This window comes from Myxococcales bacterium, assembly GCA_016717005.1.
Lineage (GTDB): Bacteria > Myxococcota_A > Polyangia > Haliangiales > Haliangiaceae > UBA2376.
The window spans coordinates 35,811-52,045 of the sequence record JADJUF010000028.1; the positions used below are offsets into that span (position 1 = coordinate 35,811).

General features: G+C 71.3%; 13 protein-coding genes. 7 read left to right on the forward strand and 6 right to left on the reverse strand.

All coding sequences use genetic code 11. The features are described 5' to 3' along the window. Window positions 1-10: 10 nt before the first annotated feature. From IPL61_22600 to xseB, 3 genes are read right to left on the reverse strand one after another with little or no spacing between them, the layout of a single operon-like run. The gene (locus tag IPL61_22600; GenBank protein ID MBK9034023.1) at window positions 11-1,573 is read right to left on the reverse strand and encodes a polyprenyl synthetase family protein; all 1,563 of its coding nucleotides are present in this window, start codon (window positions 1,571-1,573) and stop codon (window positions 11-13) included. Then, entirely contained in the window at window positions 1,570-1,974 is a 405-nt protein-coding gene (locus IPL61_22605; protein ID MBK9034024.1) for a response regulator, read from the reverse strand. The genes IPL61_22600 and IPL61_22605 overlap by 4 nt, the downstream gene beginning before the upstream one ends. Beyond that, window positions 1,971-2,216: an exodeoxyribonuclease VII small subunit gene (xseB, locus tag IPL61_22610; GenBank protein ID MBK9034025.1), complete on the reverse strand. Its 246-nt coding sequence runs from the start codon at window positions 2,214-2,216 to the stop codon at window positions 1,971-1,973. The genes IPL61_22605 and xseB overlap by 4 nt, the downstream gene beginning before the upstream one ends. 214 nt (window positions 2,217-2,430) lie before the next feature. Here xseB and IPL61_22615 point away from each other — a divergent pair, with 214 nt between their 5' ends. Together IPL61_22615 and IPL61_22620 are read left to right on the forward strand one after the other, a co-directional pair. After that, on the forward strand, window positions 2,431-2,874 hold the full coding sequence (locus IPL61_22615; GenBank protein ID MBK9034026.1) for a transcriptional repressor: 444 nt from the start codon (window positions 2,431-2,433) through the stop codon (window positions 2,872-2,874). Beyond that, on the forward strand, window positions 2,871-3,884 hold the full coding sequence (locus tag IPL61_22620; protein MBK9034027.1) for a phosphatidylserine/phosphatidylglycerophosphate/cardiolipin synthase family protein: 1,014 nt from the start codon (window positions 2,871-2,873) through the stop codon (window positions 3,882-3,884). Before IPL61_22615 ends, IPL61_22620 begins: the two co-directional genes overlap by 4 nt. Window positions 3,885-4,179: 295 nt before the next feature. Here IPL61_22620 and IPL61_22625 read toward each other — a convergent pair whose 3' ends face one another. After that, on the reverse strand, window positions 4,180-4,701 hold the full coding sequence (locus IPL61_22625) for a hypothetical protein (GenBank protein ID MBK9034028.1): 522 nt from the start codon (window positions 4,699-4,701) through the stop codon (window positions 4,180-4,182). Next, window positions 4,686-5,453: a Stp1/IreP family PP2C-type Ser/Thr phosphatase gene (locus IPL61_22630; protein ID MBK9034029.1), complete on the reverse strand. Its 768-nt coding sequence runs from the start codon at window positions 5,451-5,453 to the stop codon at window positions 4,686-4,688. Before IPL61_22630 ends, IPL61_22625 begins: the two co-directional genes overlap by 16 nt. Window positions 5,454-5,642: 189 nt before the next feature. On the opposite strand from IPL61_22630, the gene IPL61_22635 reads away from it, so the two are divergent. The 5 genes from IPL61_22635 (at window position 5,643) to IPL61_22655 (ending at window position 14,662) form a co-directional block, all read left to right on the forward strand. Beyond that, window positions 5,643-6,896: a CinA family nicotinamide mononucleotide deamidase-related protein gene (locus IPL61_22635; protein MBK9034030.1), complete on the forward strand. Its 1,254-nt coding sequence runs from the start codon at window positions 5,643-5,645 to the stop codon at window positions 6,894-6,896. After that, on the forward strand, window positions 6,893-7,564 hold the full coding sequence (gene thpR, locus IPL61_22640; GenBank protein MBK9034031.1) for an RNA 2',3'-cyclic phosphodiesterase: 672 nt from the start codon (window positions 6,893-6,895) through the stop codon (window positions 7,562-7,564). The genes IPL61_22635 and thpR overlap by 4 nt, the downstream gene beginning before the upstream one ends. A gap of 45 nt (window positions 7,565-7,609) precedes the next feature. Next, window positions 7,610-8,818: a recombinase RecA gene (recA, locus tag IPL61_22645; protein ID MBK9034032.1), complete on the forward strand. Its 1,209-nt coding sequence runs from the start codon at window positions 7,610-7,612 to the stop codon at window positions 8,816-8,818. A gap of 1,478 nt (window positions 8,819-10,296) precedes the next feature. Further along, a complete protein-coding gene (locus tag IPL61_22650) occupies window positions 10,297-11,319 on the forward strand; it encodes an Ig-like domain-containing protein (GenBank protein MBK9034033.1) in 1,023 nt (340 codons plus the stop codon). A 16-nt stretch (window positions 11,320-11,335) separates the two neighbouring features. After that, complete coding sequence (locus tag IPL61_22655) at window positions 11,336-14,662, forward strand: TonB-dependent receptor (GenBank protein MBK9034034.1); 3,327 nt, start codon at window positions 11,336-11,338, stop codon at window positions 14,660-14,662. 530 nt (window positions 14,663-15,192) lie between these two features. Here the strand turns inward: IPL61_22655 and IPL61_22660 are convergent. Continuing rightward, window positions 15,193-16,008: an MBL fold metallo-hydrolase gene (locus IPL61_22660; GenBank protein MBK9034035.1), complete on the reverse strand. Its 816-nt coding sequence runs from the start codon at window positions 16,006-16,008 to the stop codon at window positions 15,193-15,195. Window positions 16,009-16,235 lie beyond the last annotated feature (227 nt).

Genomic DNA, 16,235 nt, shown 5'->3' on the forward strand with positions numbered 1-16,235 from the left:
GCGCCGGCGGTCAATGACGTCGCACCGGAGCGGCTAGGAGGACCACTGAGGGATCGCCGAGCTCCCGGATCCAGCCGACCGCCGCGGCCCGACCGCCGGGGCCGCGGGCCACGGCCCGGGCCGGTCCGGCGAAGCGGGCGACCACGCGCCCGTCGAGCACGACCTCGCGGCCGCGGATCGTCGAGGGCGGCGTCGCCCGCGCGCGCGCGACCAGCCCCGGCACCGACAGCGCTACCGCGCCGCCGTCGTCGCTCGCGACCAGCGTGGCCCCGTCGAGGGCGAGCGCCCGCAGCGGCCCGTCGGCGATCACCGCGCACTGCAGCAGCGCGCCGTCGGCGCGTCGGCGCAGGCACACCGCGCCGGTGGCGTCGGCGATCGCCAGGTGCCCGCCGGCGATCGCGAGCGCGGTCACGTCGGCGCCGTGGGGCCAGGTCGCGACCACGCGCCCGGTCGCGAGGTCGAGCCCGCGCACCTGGCGATCGGCCCCGCCGACCCAGGCCACGCCGTCGGCGACCGCCAGCGCGGGCAGGTCGCGCTCGGCGGGCCCCAGATCGTGGCGGGCCCGGACCGCGCCGGTGACCGGATCGCGCACGACCAGCGCGAACCGCAGCTCGAGCTCGATCGTGCACAGCGCGTCGTCGCCGTACGCGACCGCGTAGCCCAGCGTGCCGCGCCCGACCACCCGCGCCCCGGCCACCGCGGCGGCGCCGCAGCCGGCCAGCGCGATCGCGACCGTCAGGGCGAGGCCGGCCCGCCGATCCATGTCGCCAGCTCGACCAGCACCTGGGCGGCCGGGCCGAGGCCCGCGGCCAGGGCGGCGGCCTCGGCGCCCAGCTCCCGCGCGCGGCGCGTGGCCGCGGCGGCGTGCTCGGTCAGCTCGCCGTCGTCGCGATCGTCGGCGTGCTGGAACGCGATGCCGATCGCCATGCCGTAGCGGGCCAGCGCCGCGCGGCTGGCGTCGGGCGCGCCGGCGGCGATCGCGCCGAGCTCGGCCGCGGCCGCGAACAGCGCGCCGGTCTTCTTGGCGTGGAGGTCCTCGATCGTCGCCAGGTCGGTGCTCGGGCTGCTCGCCCAGCGTCAGGTCGATCGCCTGGCCGGCCAGGAGCTCGGCCGCGCCGGCCCGGGCCGCCAGGGTCGCCACCGCCGCGGCCGCGCGCGGGCCCAGCTCGGCCAGGCAGCCGAACGCCAGCGTCAGCAGGCCGTCGCCGGCGAGGATCGCGATGGCCTCGCCGAACGCGATGTGCACGGTCGCGCGGCCCCGGCGCTCGTCGTCGTCGTCCATCGCCGGCAGGTCGTCGTGGACCAGCGTGTACGCGTGCAGCAGCTCGATCGCGATCGCCGCCGGCAGCGCGCTCGAGTCGTCGCCGCCGCACGCGGCCGCGGCCGCCAGCACCAGCGCCGGGCGCAGCCGCTTGCCGGGGCCGGTGGCGGCGTAGTGCATCGCCGCGCGCAGCCGGCCGGGGTCGACGGCGGGCACGATCAGCCGGTGCTCCAGCTCGGTGTCGACCCGGGCCCGCGCCGCGTCGAGGAACTCGCGCAGGCGCTCGGGCGCCGCCCGGGGGTCGAGGGTCACGGGGCTGGACATGGTGGACGCTGATCTTGTAGCAGCTCCCGCACGGTTGCCACGAGCGTCCGGCCATCGATCGGCTTGGACAGGAACGCCACCGCGCCGGCGTCGAGCCCGGCCGCGCGGTCGACGTCGGACGACCGCCCCGACACGAACACCACCGGGATCGCCTGCCAGTCGGGGTTGCGCTTGAGCGCGCGGCACAGCTCGAAGCCGTCGATCCACGACATGTTCACGTCGAGCAGGATCAGATCGGGACGATCGATCTGCAGCGCCGCCACCAGCCGCAGCCCGCTCTCGGCGACGCACACGTCGTACCCGGCCCGGCGGAGCGCGTCGGCCAGGTACTCGCGGGCCGCGCGATCGTCGTCGACCACCGCGATGCGGTGGGGGCAGGGGTCGGTCATGGCTCGTCGGTGACGGCCTCGTCGAGCGGGACCGACTGCGAGCCGCCGGCGACCAGCAGCTCGACCCGCTGCTCGGCGCCATCGAGCAGCTCGTGGCCGCGGCGCGCGAGCGAGATGCCCTCCTCGTAGGCGGTCAGCGAGTCCTCGAGGGACAGCTGGCCGGCCTCGAGGTGCTCGACCACCTTGCGCAGGCGGGCCAGCACGGCGTCGAAGCCATCGTCGGGAGCGCGCTCGGGCGACATCGGGCTCGAGTGTACCCCGGTCCCCGTCGCCGGGGATCGGATCCGGTTCTCGCCGCGAAAACGATTGACCTACCGTCGCGCGCCAGGCAAACCAGGGGGCATGCCCGGATCTGCCTCGCGGACCACCAAGGGTGCGCCCGCCGCGCGCCCGCGCGTGACCCTCCCGGTCGCGCCCGCGCCCGAGGAGCCCGGCAAGCGCGACGTCCGGCAGCTGATGACCGACTGGCACGCGTACCTGACCGGCAAGCGCCTCAACACCACCGCCCAGCGCGAGGCGATCGTCGAGCAGTTCTTCCGCGCGCCCGAGCACATCTCGATCGAGGAGCTGCTCGCGCGGGTCCGCCGGCGCCACCCCAAGGTCGGGTACGCCACCGTCTATCGCACGCTCAAGCTGCTCGTCGACGGTGGCCTGGCCAGCGAGCGCCAGTTCGGCGACGGCCAGGCCCGCTACGAGGTGGCCGGCCACCACCACGACCACCTGATCTGCGCCAAGTGCGGCCTCATCCTCGAGTTCGAGGACGCCGAGATCGAGCGGCTGCAGGAGCGGATCGCCCAGCGGCTGGGCGGGTTCGCGGTCGTGCGCCACCGCCACGAGCTCTACGCCCTGTGCCCGCGCGAGCGCGGCATCGACGATCGCTGCCCGGGCCTGCGCCCGTGAGCGCCCGCGCTGCGTGGCTCGCGCTCGGCGCGCTGGCGCTGGCCGCGTGCGGCGGCGATCCGTCCGGCGACGGCGACGCCGGCGTCGACGCGGCGACCGACGGGCCCGCCTGCGATCCCGATCGGGCCCGCACCGCGGCGCCGACCGTGGTGATCGGCCCGGCGGCGCTCGAGGACAGCGTCGTCGCGCTGATCGACGGCGCCGCCGGCTCGATCGACGTGCAGATGTACTCGTTCACGCTGACCCGCATCGCCGATCGGCTGATCGCCGCCGATCGCCGCGGCGTGCCGGTGCGGGTGTTGCTCGACGGCGGTCAGCCCGAGAACGCGTCGATCCGCACCCGCTTGACCGGCGGCGGCGTCGAGGTCCGGAACGCGCCGGCCGCCTTCATCAACGCCCACGCCAAGTACCTCGTCGTCGACGGCGCGCGCGCGTTCATCGAGTCGGGCAACTTCACCGTGGCGGGCATGAGCGATCAGCGCAACTACGCGGTCGACGATCGCGACCCCGTCGACGTCGCCGATCTCGCCACGATCTTCGCGGCCGACTGGGGTGGCACGACCGCGACCCTGACCTGCACCCGGCTGGTGGTCACGCCCGGCGACTCGCGGCTGCGCATCCAGACGCTGATCGCCAGCGCGACCACCTCGCTCGATCTGGCGCTGTACTACCTGTCGGACTCGGCCATCCGCGCCGCGCTCTTGACCGCGCACAACCGCGGCGTCGCGGTCCGGGTGCTGCTGGCCGCGACCTCGGAGATCGCCGAGAACGCCGCGATCGCCACCACGCTGAGCCAGGCCGGCATCCCCGTGCGCACGCTCGCCAACCCGACGATGCACGCCAAGGTCATCATCGCCGACAACGCCGCCGCGCTGATCGGCTCGAACAACATGTCGATCACGTCGATGCGCGACAACCGCGAGGTCGGCGTGATCGTGCGCGAGCCGTCGGCGGTGACGCCGACCCGCACCCAGTTCGCCGCCGACTGGGCCGCCGCCACGCCCTGGTGATCCTCGGTGTCGGTATCGGAACCGGAGCCGGTGTCGGAACCGGTATCGGAACCGGAGCCGGTGTCGGAACCGGTATCGGAACTGGAGCCGGTGTCGGAACCGGTATCGGAACCGGAGCCGGTGTCGGAACCGGTATCGGAACTGGAGCCGGTGTCGGAACCGGTATCGGAACCGGAGCCGGAACCGGAGCCGGAACCGGAGCCGGAACCGGAGCCGGAACCGGAGCCGGAACCGGAACCGGAACCGGAACCGGAACCGGAGCCGGAACCGGAGCTGGCGCTGGAGCCGGACCCGTTCAGGTCGGCGTCGGCGTCGGGCCCAGGGCCTTGGTCCGGAGCCGCTCGAACTCGGCGCGCTCGCTGCGCGGCAGCACCCGGATGATGCACCGGCCCGGCGCGCTGGGCAGCTCGCCGATGAGGTAGAGCCGGTTGTTCTGCCACGCGACCCACGGGCCGTGCTCTTCCGACGGCGCGCCGAAGTTGGTGCGCAGCCACTGCGCGAGCACGTCGTCGTGACAGCCGCGCACCTGCAGCTGGATCTCGATGACCGGCGCGTCGGGCTGGTCGCCGAGGAAGTATAGGTCGACCTGGGCCGGCCGGCCCGCCACGGTCAGCTCGGGCTGCAGGTAGCACCAGGTGCCCTTGCGGCCGTCGGGCAGCTCGGTCGGGTCGCAGCGCCCGCCGGCGTCCTTGAGCTTGGTGCGGTCGACCCGGTAGGGGCCGATGCCGCTGTAGCCGTGCTTGCCGCTGTCACAGCCGCCGGCGGCGCCGGCGCCCGTGATGACGGCGCCGACCAGCGCGACTACGCCGACACGCACTGGAGCATCAGGGTGGTCACGTTGTCGGTACCGCCGGCCCGGTTGGCGGCGTCGACCAGCTCGGCGACCGCGCGCTCGAGCGACTTCGCGTTGGTCGAGATCTGGTTGATGCCCTCGTCGGGCACCATGCCCGAGAGCCCGTCGGAGCACAGCAGGAACATGTCCCCGCTCTTGATCTGGTGCGCGCGGATGTCGACCTGGACGGTCTCGCGCATGCCCAGGGCCCGCGTGATGACGTTCTTGTGAGGGAAGTTCCGCTCCTCCTCCTCGGTCATGTCGGGCTTGGCTTCCTTGTAGTCCTCGAGCAGCGAGTGATCGCGGGTGAGCTGGGCGATGCCGCCCTCACGGACCCGGTACACGCGCGAGTCACCGACGTGGCCGATGTACGCCTTGTCGCCGGCGACCAGGCACGACACGATCGTGGTGCCCATGCCCTTGTAGCGAATGTCGCGGCACGAGGTCTCGAAGATCCGCAGGTTGGCCAGCTTGATGGCGCAGACCAGGCGGTTCTCGATGTACGACAGCGACCGGTCCATCTTGTAGGGCCAGGTGACGTCCTCGTCCTCGCGGGTGCGCTGGTAGAACTCGCCGATGGTCTCGGCGGCCATCTTGGAGGCGACCTCCCCGGAGGCGTGTCCACCCATCCCGTCGGCGACGATGAACAGCTGCTCGTCCTCGATGAGCGAGAAGTAGTCCTCGTTGTGGGTGCGCTTCATCCCCACGTCGGTCTTGGCGGCGTAGCGGATCTTCATGGCGTGGACCAGACCGGTCGGTCCTGGCAGGCACGGGAGTTGATTCCCACGGCGAAAGGATAGGTTGCACTGCAAAGGCCCGTCAACTGATGCGGCCCGAATCGCCATGGTCACGACGAGATCGGTCGGGGTGCCGCCTGCACGGGCCGTAGGCGCATGCGCGCCCGGGCGGTGCGGTAGCATGCCGGCGTGTTTGCCGAGATCGTGACCATCGGCGACGAGCTCACCCGGGGCGAGATCGTCGACACCAACTCGTCGTGGTTGGCGGGCCGGCTGTGGGACCAGGGGGTGATCGTGCGGTGGATGACGAGCTGCCGGGACGACCTCGACGACATGCGCCGCGCCCTGACCGACGCGGTCGGCCGGGCCGACGTCGTGCTGGTGTCCGGGGGCCTGGGGCCGACCGAGGACGATCTCACCGTCGACGTGGTCGCTGGGCTCCTCGGCGTCGAGCCCGCCGTCGATCCCCCGGCCCGGGCCCGGCTCGAGCAGTGGATGGCCGCGCGGGCCCGGCCGATCAGCGCGATCAACCTGCGCCAGGTGCGCGTGCCGAGCGGCGCGCGGATCCATCCCAACCCGGTCGGGTTCGCCCCGGGCTTCGAGGTCGCGCTGGGCGGCGTGCCGGTGGTGTGCATGCCCGGCGTCCCGCGCGAGCTGCACGGGATCTTCGACGGCTCGGTCGCGGGCGGGCTCGCCGCGCGCCAGGCGGCCGCGCCCGACCAGGTCGCGCTGGCCCGGCGGATCTTTCGAGTGTTCGGCCGGGCCGAGTCGCAGCTGTCCGAAGCGCTGCGCGGCCTGCTCGACGGCGCGCCCGGCGCCTCGCTCCATTATCAGGTGCGCTTCCCCGAGACGTTGGTCAAGCTGGTGGTCGCCGATCGCGACGGCGCGCGGGCCGCCGCGACCCTGGCCGCGCTCGAGGACGGCCTGCGGGCGCGGATCGGCCGCTGGATCTACGGGGTCGGCGAGGCCGCGCTGCCGGCGGTGGTCGCGGCCGCGCTCACCGCGGGCGGCCGGACGGTCGCGGTCGCCGAGTCGTGCACCGGCGGCATGCTCGGCCAGCTGCTCACCGACGGCGCCGGCGCGTCGGCGTTCTTCCTCGGCGGCGCGATCGTCTACGCCAACGCCGAGAAGGTGCGGGCGCTGGGCGTGCCGGCCGCGGTGCTGGCCGAGCACGGCGCGGTCAGCGAGGCGTGCGTGCGGGCGATGGCGACCGGCGTGTGCGCAGCGACCGGCGCCGATCTCGGCGTCGCGGTCTCGGGCATCGCGGGCCCCGACGGAGGCACGCCCGACAAGCCCGTCGGCACGGTGTGGCTGGCGGTGGCCGATCGCGGCGAGGAGCGGACGATGACCTTTCACTGGCCCGGGAGTCGTGAGCAGGTGCGGACGCTGGCGGCCTGGTGGGCGCTGGCGATGCTGCGCGACGCGTGCGAGGTGGCGGCGTGACCGCGGCGTCGCTGAAGCTGTTCGTCGGCGTGCCGGTCGCGCCGGCCGTGGCGCACGCGCTCGCCGGCGCCGCCGAGACCCTGGCCCGACGGGCGCGGACCTCGGGCGTGGCGCTGACCTGGGTGCCGCCGGCGCACTACCACGTGACGCTCGCGTTCCTCGGCGCGGCCCGGCCCGAGGTCGTCACCGCGGTGCGGGCGCAGCTCGCGACGGTCGCGGCCGCCGGGCGCAGCTTCCGCTTCCGGGCGGGGCGGCTCGGGGCGTTCCCGTCGGTCGAGCGCGCGACGGTGCTCTGGGCCGGCGTCGAGGACGCGTCGGGCGAGCTCGCGCGCCTGGCCGACGCGGTCGCCGCCGCGATGACCGAGCTGGGGTTCGAGCGCGACCGCCGCGCCTTCCACCCGCACGTCACGGTGGCCCGGCTGCGCGATCCCAGCGCCATCGCCGACCTCATCTTGCCCCTATCTGAACAGGTGTTCGGTGAGACACGGTGCGATGCCGTGACATTGTTTGAATCCGTAGTAACTTCAAATGGTTCCGAGTACCGATCGATCGCCCGAACGGCGCTCGGAACGCCAAAAACGGCGCCCGAACGTCAGAGCGAGCCCGTACAAACGGGTCCATTCGATGCGTCACATGGCTCGGACGACGGCTGGGATCGCACGCCGTGATCTCGCCCTGATCCCGTCCTAGCGCCGGCGCGATGGAGTAGCCCCATGGCCCAGAAAGACTCGTCCACGACCGATCGCGCCGCCGTCTCGTCCTCCGCCGGCGCCGCGGGCTCCGGCCCCGTCAACACGATCCGCGAGCGCGATCCCGCGCGCGACAAGGCGATCGACCTCGCGCTCGGCGCGATCGAGAAGCAGTTCGGCAAGGGCGCGATCATGCGCCTCGGCAAGGATTCGATCGAGCGCGAGGTCCAGGTCGTCCCGACCGGCTCGCTCGGCCTCGACATCGCGCTCGGCATCGGCGGCCTGCCGCGCGGCCGCATCGTCGAGATCTACGGCCCGGAGTCGAGCGGCAAGACGACGCTGTGTCTGCACGTCGTGGCCGAGGCGCAGAAGCGCGGCGGCGTGTGCGCGTTCATCGACGCCGAGCACGCGCTCGACGTCGGCTACGCCAAGAAGCTGGGCGTGCGCACCGAGGAGCTCCTGGTCTCGCAGCCCGACTTCGGCGAGCAGGCGCTCGAGATCGCCGACATGCTGGTGCGGTCGAACGCGGTCGACGTCGTCGTGATCGACTCGGTCGCGGCGCTGACGCCCAAGGCCGAGATCGAGGGCGAGATGGGCGACGCCCACGTCGGCCTGCAGGCGCGCCTGATGAGCCAGGCGCTGCGCAAGCTGACCGGCGCGATCTCGAAGTCGCGCTGCACCGTCATCTTCATCAACCAGATCCGCATGAAGATCGGCGTCATGTTCGGCAGCCCCGAGACCACCACGGGCGGCAACGCGCTCAAGTTCTACGCCTCGATCCGCCTCGACATCCGCCGCGTCGGCGCCCTCAAGAAGGACGAGGAGGTGATCGGCAACCGCACGCGCGTGAAAGTGGTGAAGAACAAGATGGCGCCGCCGTTCCGGGAGGTCGAGTTCGACATCCTCTACGGCACCGGCATCTCGAAGGAGGGCGATCTGCTCGACCTCGCGGCCGAGGCCAGCGTCGTCGACAAGAGCGGCGCCTGGTTCTCGTTCGCGGGCGAGCGCATCGGCCAGGGCCGCGAGAACGCCAAGCAGTTCTTGCTCGATCACCCCGAGGTGTCGTCGGCGATCGAGGCCAAGCTGCTGGCGCACTTCAACGTGCGGCGGATCGGCATCGAGGAGGCCGCGCCCGCGGTCGAGGCAACCGACGCGGCCGGTGACAAGTCCAAGGGGACGACGCGCGCGGTGCCGGTGGCTCCTCCCTCCAACGGCAAGCGCCCGAACGCGTGATCCTTTGAGGGTTTTTCGAAAAAACCCTCCCCCGGCATGCGCCGGGGCCCCCACCCGAAACGGCCCAGATCCTGACGCGCGCGGTGGTGCTCGTACTACCGCTGAGGGTCTTTCGAAAAGACCCAGGCAGGTGCAGGGGCGCGCGGCGCTCGCGGCCAGCACATGACCATGGTGGTACCTCGATGCGCCGGGGCCCCCACCCGAAACGACCCAGAACCTGACGCGCGCGGTGGTGCTCGTACGGCCGCTGAGGGTCTTTCGAAAAGACCCAGGCAGGTGCAGGGGCGCGCGGCGCTCGCGGCCAGCACATGACCACGGTGGTACCTCGATGCGCCGGGGCCCCCACCCGAAACGACCCAGAACCTGACGCGCGCGGTGGTGCTCGTACGGCCGCTGAGGGTCTTTCGAAAAGACCCAGGCAGGTGCAGGGGCGCGCGGCGCTCGCGGCCAGCACATGACCACGGTGGTACCTCGATGCGCCGGGGCCCCCACCCGAAACGACCCAGAACCTGACGCGCGCGGTGGTGCTCGTAACCCACCGCGGGCGTCGGGAACGACGACCGGCTTGATCCTGGCGCGCATGGTGGTGCTCGTAACCCACAGTGGGCGTCGGGAACGACGAACGGCTTGATCCTGACGCGCGCGGTGGTGCTCGTACCCCACCGCTCGCGACGGGAACACCCAGATCCTGACGCGCGCGGTGGCGCTCGTAACCCACCGCTCGCGACGGGAACGACGAACGGCCCAGATCCTGACGCGCGCGGTGGTGCTCGTACTACCGCTGGCGTCGCGAACGGCTTGAACCTGACGCGCGCGGTGGTGCTCGTAACCCACCGCTGGCGTCGCGAACGGCTTGAACCTGACGCGCGCGGTGGTGCTCGCAACCCACCGCCGGCGTCGGGAACACCCAGATGCTGACGCGCGGTGGTGCTCCACCGCGGACTTCGGGAACGACGAACGGCTTGATCCTGACGCGCGGAGGTGCTCGTTACCCGCCGCCGGCGACGCGTTGATCCTGACGCGCGCGGTGGTGCGCGAAACCCTGAGAGGGGTTTTTCGCAAAGACCATCCCCGAACACGCGCCGGCGGCCCCGTTGGGCGCTAGCTCGGCGGCCGGACGCGATGCTCCTGGCGGAAGCTGGTCGAGCGCGGGGCTGGGCGGGTTGGCCTCACTTGTCAGCGACGGGCGCGTGATGCGCTGGGGTAGCAATGAGGGCAGGTCGGGGCGTCGCGCGCGACGGGCACCCACCTGGTTCCAGGTGGTTGAGGTGACGACTCGGTGACGCGACGGGTGTCCCGAACGGTGTCGCAGGGGGGGTAAGGCCACGGGATCACAGCGACAACGTCGCAGTGATCTCTGCGACGAGAGTGCGACCCGGATCTTGCGTTCGCCAGCGCAATAGGCGATTACTCCCGCGACTACAACCGGGTAACGAGCCCCGTTTGGGTTCACTAAGCAACTAGAGGGAGGCTACGTAATGCTGCGCTACCGAACGCAAGGAATTCTTGCGGCAGGGCTTGGACTGCTGATCACGGGTTGCTTCAGTGACCCCGACCTCAACACCGGCCTCCGGCCCGAGGGGCCGCCTCAGGTCCTGGCCGTGTTCGCCGGCGACGACAACACGGGCGAGGACCTGCCTGCGTTCTGCCGGTACGACGCGGCGGGCGTGCTCGATCCCAAGGCCCCCGCCTTCGTGCAGGGCTTCACGATGTGTCCCGACACCAAGACCGAGTTCGACATGATCGGCGCGGCCGAGCTCGAGCCGCTGGCCTGGAACATCCGCGCGGTGTTCGACGAGCTGCTCAACGGCGACGCCGTCGAGACGCTCGCGTGCGACGAAGCGGCTGACACCTGCGACGGCCACATCGACACGACCCAGCCGTTCGACATCACGTGCGGCGGCGTCGACATCATCTACGACGGGTACTACTACCCGAACGGCAACAAGGAGTCGAACCCGGTCGGTCCGGCCCTGGTGGTCGCCCCGTGCCGCGGCCAGTTCCCGGACCCGTCGCGGTGCAACCCGGAGGGCGCGCCGCCGCTGCTCTCGTTGGCCCCGAGCGACACCGACTGCACGATCACGATCAAGCCCGGCATCGTCAAGGACAAGCAGGGCGAGAGCGTCCCGACCGGCATGAACGAGAACGTCTTCACGATCCACGTGAAGCAGCTCGACGTGATCGAGACCGACCCGGTCGACGCCGAGGCCGTCGCGGACCGCGCCATCCTCGCGCCCGACGACGTGGTCACCCTGGTGTTCAACACGTACCTCGACGACACCTCGGTCAGCGCGACCGAGGTCACGCTGACCGACCTCGACACCAACACCTCCGTCGCGGCCGACGTCACCGTCGCCGATGACATCATCGAGATCGCCGGCGCGGCGGCCCTCCCGGCCGGCAACTACGCGGTCAAGATCACCACCGGCGCAACCATTGACGACATCGCCGGCGGCACCCGGACCTTCGACGAGGTCCAGGTCCGCTTCGTCGTCCAGTGAAAGAGGAGACCAGACCATGAAGCGCATTGGAATTTCCTTCGCTGTGGCGGTCGGCTTCTTCGCCGGCGCCACCACGGTGTCCATCCCCGACGCCGCCGCGCAGAGCAGCACCACCGGTGCTGTCCGCGGTCGGATCGTCGACAAGAAGACCAAGGACCCGGTCATCGGCGCGACCGTGTCGGTCACCGGCCCGGCCCTCCAGGGCCAGCAGTCGGAGATCACGGACGAGAACGGCTCGTTCAACATCGCCAACCTGCCGCCCGGCACCTACATCCTCACCGTGTTCTACGGTGAGGCGCAGTTCAACCGGCCCAACGTCCTCATCGAGGTCGGCAAGCAGGCCTTCGTCAGCGTGCCGATCGACACCGCGATCACGGCCGCCGGCGAGATCATCGAGCTGGTCGGCCGCGCGCCGATCGTCGATCAGGGCTCGACCAAGATCGGCTCGACGATCACCGACGACTACACCCGCAACGTCCCGACCGGCCGCACCTTTGGCGCCGTGCTCGGCACCGCCGCCGGCACCCAGGGCGACCAGTACGGCGTGTCGTTCTCGGGCGCGACCTCGGTCGAGTCGAGCTACGTCGTCGAGGGCATCAACACCACCGACACCGCGTTCGGCGGTCAGTCGACCAACCTCCCCAACGAGTTCGTCGAGGAGACCGAGGTCATCGCCGGCGGTTACTCGGCCGAGTTCGGTCGTTCGACCGGCGGCGTGATCAACGTCGTGACCAAGCAGGGCAGCAACAAGTTCAAGGGCTCGATCTTCGCGTACTACACGCCGGGCAGCCTGATCTCCGACGCCGACTCGATCCTGTCGCAGGCCTCGGCCATCGGCAGCGAGACCAACGTCAACTACGCGGCCGAGATGGGCTTCGAGGTCGGCGGGCCGATCATCAAGGACAAGCTCTGGTTCCACGTCGGGTACAACCCGTCGTTCCGCAAGGACACGCTGGACCGGATCATCTCGAGCCGCGTCGACAAGATCGACGAGGACGGCGCCGGCATCGGCACCGACCAGTTCGACTCGTGCGAGACCGACACCAACATGAACGGTGTCCTCGACGCGAACGAGGCGATCGCGGGCGACTGCATCGCTGACATGACCCCCGAGAACAAGGACTTCTTCGCCCAGGAGGAGATCTCGCGCTCCGCGCGCGCCCGCTTCCGCCAGACCCACTTCTTCACCGCGAAGATCAACGGCGCGGTGTCCGAGAACCACCAGTTCCAGATCTCGGGCTTCGGCAACCCGACCTCGTTCGACCGCACCTTCGCCCGCATCACCGGGTCGCCCGAGGCGATGCTGTTCACCGACAAGAACGGCGCCTACGACATCGCGGCGAAGTGGTCGTCGAAGTTCAACAACGGCAAGACCCAGCTCGACGTCGTCGGCGGCTACCACGTCGGCTACGACACCCAGGATCCGCTGTTCCCGGGTGGTGAGGGCGCCGCGGCGCTGCGCGACAACAACACCCGCTCGCTCGGCGCGTTCGCCCAGCAGGAGGGCGCCCAGTACGCCGCTGGCTGCACCGACGTCGCCGACGGCGGCACGATGGATGCCTACCCGGGCATCCGCAACTGCCCGGTCGTGAACTACACCTGGAACGGCCTCGGCTTCCTCGAGACCCGCGAGAACAAGCGGACCTCGCTGACGGCCGCGGTGACCCAGCGCGCCAACCTGCTCGGCCAGCACTCGTTCAAGCTCGGCGGCGACGTCGAGTTCACGACCTACGACTCGAACCGTCGGTACACCGGCGGCGCGTTCTGGGAGCTGCGTCCGAGCAGTAACCCGGCGACCCAGCGCTGGCGCCGGCGCGCCCAGCTCAACCTCGCCGAGGGCATGACCGGCGACGTGCCGTGCTTCGACGAGAGCACCTGTACCCTGAACGAGGGCGGCTACCAGGCCGACACCACGAACCGCAACATCGGCCTGTACCTCCAGGACTCGTGGACGATCCGCCCGAACATCACGATCAACGCCGGCGTCCGCTGGGAGAAGCAGACGGGCTACGTCGCCGACAGCCTGGTCGGCTCGGCCTCGCCCGAGGGCGAGATCACGCCGGAGTCCGCCTACGACCTCGCCAACATGATCGCGCCGCGCGTCGGCGTCATCTGGGATCCGACGGCCGAGGGCCGCTCGAAGATCATGGCCCACTGGGGTCGGTTCTACGAGTCGGTGCCGATGGACATCAACGTCCGCGCCTTCGGTGGTGAGATCACCGACTTCTCGACCACGAACTGCCCGACGCTCAACGGCCGCAACGACGTGACCCAGGCCGAGCTCGACGCCTGCGACGCGTACCGCCCGGGCAACTCCCAGCTCGGCGACGGCGCCGAGTACGTGGCGCCCTCGATGGAGGGCCAGTACACCGACGAGCTCATCCTCGGCGCCGAGTACGAGCTGATGGCCGACTTCAAGATGGGCCTCAACTTCGTCTCGCGCAACATGCCGCGGATCATCGAGGACATGTCGACCGACGGCGGTGGTCACTACATCATCGCCAACCCCGGCGAGGACTTCAGCGGTGACGCCACCAGCCTCCGCGACCAGGCCACGGCCGTCATGGCGGAGAACCCGGCCCTGGCCTCGCTGCTCGAGGCCCGCGCCGACGTGCTCGACAAGATCTCGACCTTCGACAAGCCGATCCGCGACTACCAGGCGGTCCAGATCACCGCGCAGCAGAACTTCTCGAAGCGCGCGATGCTCCTGGCCTCGTACACCTACTCGCGCAGCGTCGGTAACTACCCGGGTCTGTTCTCGACCGAGACCGGCCAGCTCGACCCGAACCTGACCTCGCTGTACGACCTCCCCGAGCTGATGTCGAACCGCTACGGCGCGATGGGCCTGGACCGTCCGCACAACATCAAGGTCGACGGCTTCTACCAGTTCGACTTCAAGGCGGCCGGCGTGCTCACGACCGGCGCGAGCCTCCGCGGCATCTCGGGCATCCCGCACAACACCCTGATCGGTCACCCGGTCTACGGTGCCGACGAGAGCTACCTGCTGCCGCGTGGTACGGCCGACCGCTCGCCGTTCACCACCCTCGCCGACATCAAGGTGACCTACGGCCGCCGGATCAACAAGACCCAGTCGGTCGAGGTGTTCGCGGACATCTTCAACCTGTTCAACACCCAGGATGAGACCGACACCGACGAGCGCTACTCGAACAGCTTCGCCGATCCGATCGTCGGTGGCGACCTGTCGGATCTGCCGCACGCCAAGCAGAACCCGCTCGCCACGGCGACCCCGGGCCGCAGCCCGATCAAGAACCGCAACTTCGGGAACACGGCCGCGCTCCAGGCCCCGCGGTCCTTCCGCTTCGGTCTGCGCTACACGTTCTAATTAGGAGGGGCTTTCGAAAAGCCCCTCCCCCGGCATTCGCCGGGGCCCCCACCCGAAACGGCCCGGAGCCTCCATGGAGGTCCGGGCCGTTTGCACGTCCGGAGGCGGGCGGGGGACTGGGAGACGGTGCCCGCGCGGGCGGGGCGGTTGCGGTTGCGGGACCGGGATCGGAGTCGGGGTTGGAGTCGGGATCCGGGGCGGGATCGGGAGCGGAGTCGGGGGCGGGATCCGGGATCGGGATCGGGGACGGAGCGGGGAGGGGATCGGGGACGGGATCGGGGACGGGATCGGGGACCGGGATCGGGATCCGGATCGGGGACGGGATCGGGGACCGGCTCCGGCTCCGGTTCCGGCTCCGGTTCCGGCTCCGGCTCCGGTTCCGGCTCCGGTTCCGGCTCCGGCTCCGGCTCCGGCTCCGGATCGGGTTCCGGTTCCGGATCCGGCTCGGGTTCCGGTTCCGGATCCGGATCGGGTTCCGGCTCCGGCTCCGGATCGGGTTCCGGCTCCGGCTCCGGCTCGGGTTCTCCGCGCTAGGCCGTCTGGAACGGCGACAGCTCGGCGGGGTCGTGGGCCGAGATGATGGTGACGTCGGCGTGGGCGGCCTTGAGGCGGCGGAGCGCGGCCTGGGAGGCGTGGCGGGCGCGACCGTCGACCTGGATGATCGACTGGAAGGCGCGGAGGCCGAACGGGGCGCGGCCGGTGGTGAGCTCGTCGTGGTGGAAGTAGGCGTCGCCGGCGTGGACCAGCCAGCCGTCGCCGGTGCCGACCACGATCGCCGAGTGGCCGCGGGTGTGCCCGTGCATCGGCAGGAGCGCGATGTCGGCGTCGAGGCCGGGCAGCTTGCGCGCGGCCGGCAGGTCGCGCCAGGTGTCGCCGGTCTCCGCGACCGGGCTCCAGCGCGGCTGGTGGGCCCACTGGTGCGGCAGGTAGCGCTTGCGCTCGGCCCGGGTGGCCCGGGCGGTGGCGGCGTCGAGCTCGCGCTGGTGCAGGTGCACGGTCGCCCGCGGGAAGTCGACCAGGCCGCCGGCGTGATCGAGATCGAGGTGGGTGACGACCACGTGGCGGACGTCGGCGGCGGTGAAGCCCAGCCGCGGGAGCTGCTCGACCGCGGTCTCGGCCAGGCTCAAGGTCGGCCCGGTCAGCCGGCGGAAGTACCCCGGCAGGAGTGACGGATCGCGGCACTCCGACGTGCCCCAGCCGGTGTCGACGAGCACGAGCCCGTCGCGCGGGGTCTCGACCACGAGGCAGTGGCAGACCATGAGCCCGCGGCGCAGCCCGGTGCCGGACCCGATCGCGCCGCCGGCGAGAGGACACATCGTGCCGCAGTTGAGGTGGTGGACGCGCATGCCGGCAGCATGCCCGAGCCGCGCGAGCGTCGGGCCCGAGGGCGACCGCGAACCGCGCGTCCGATGGAGCCGGAACCGGAGCCGGAGTCGGAACCGGAGCCGGAACCGGAACCGGAGCCGGAGCCGGAGTCGGAACCGGAGCCGGAACCGGAACCGGAGTCGGAGTCGGAACCGGAGCCGGAGCCGGAACCGGAGTCGGAACCGGAGCCGGACCCGGACCCGGAACC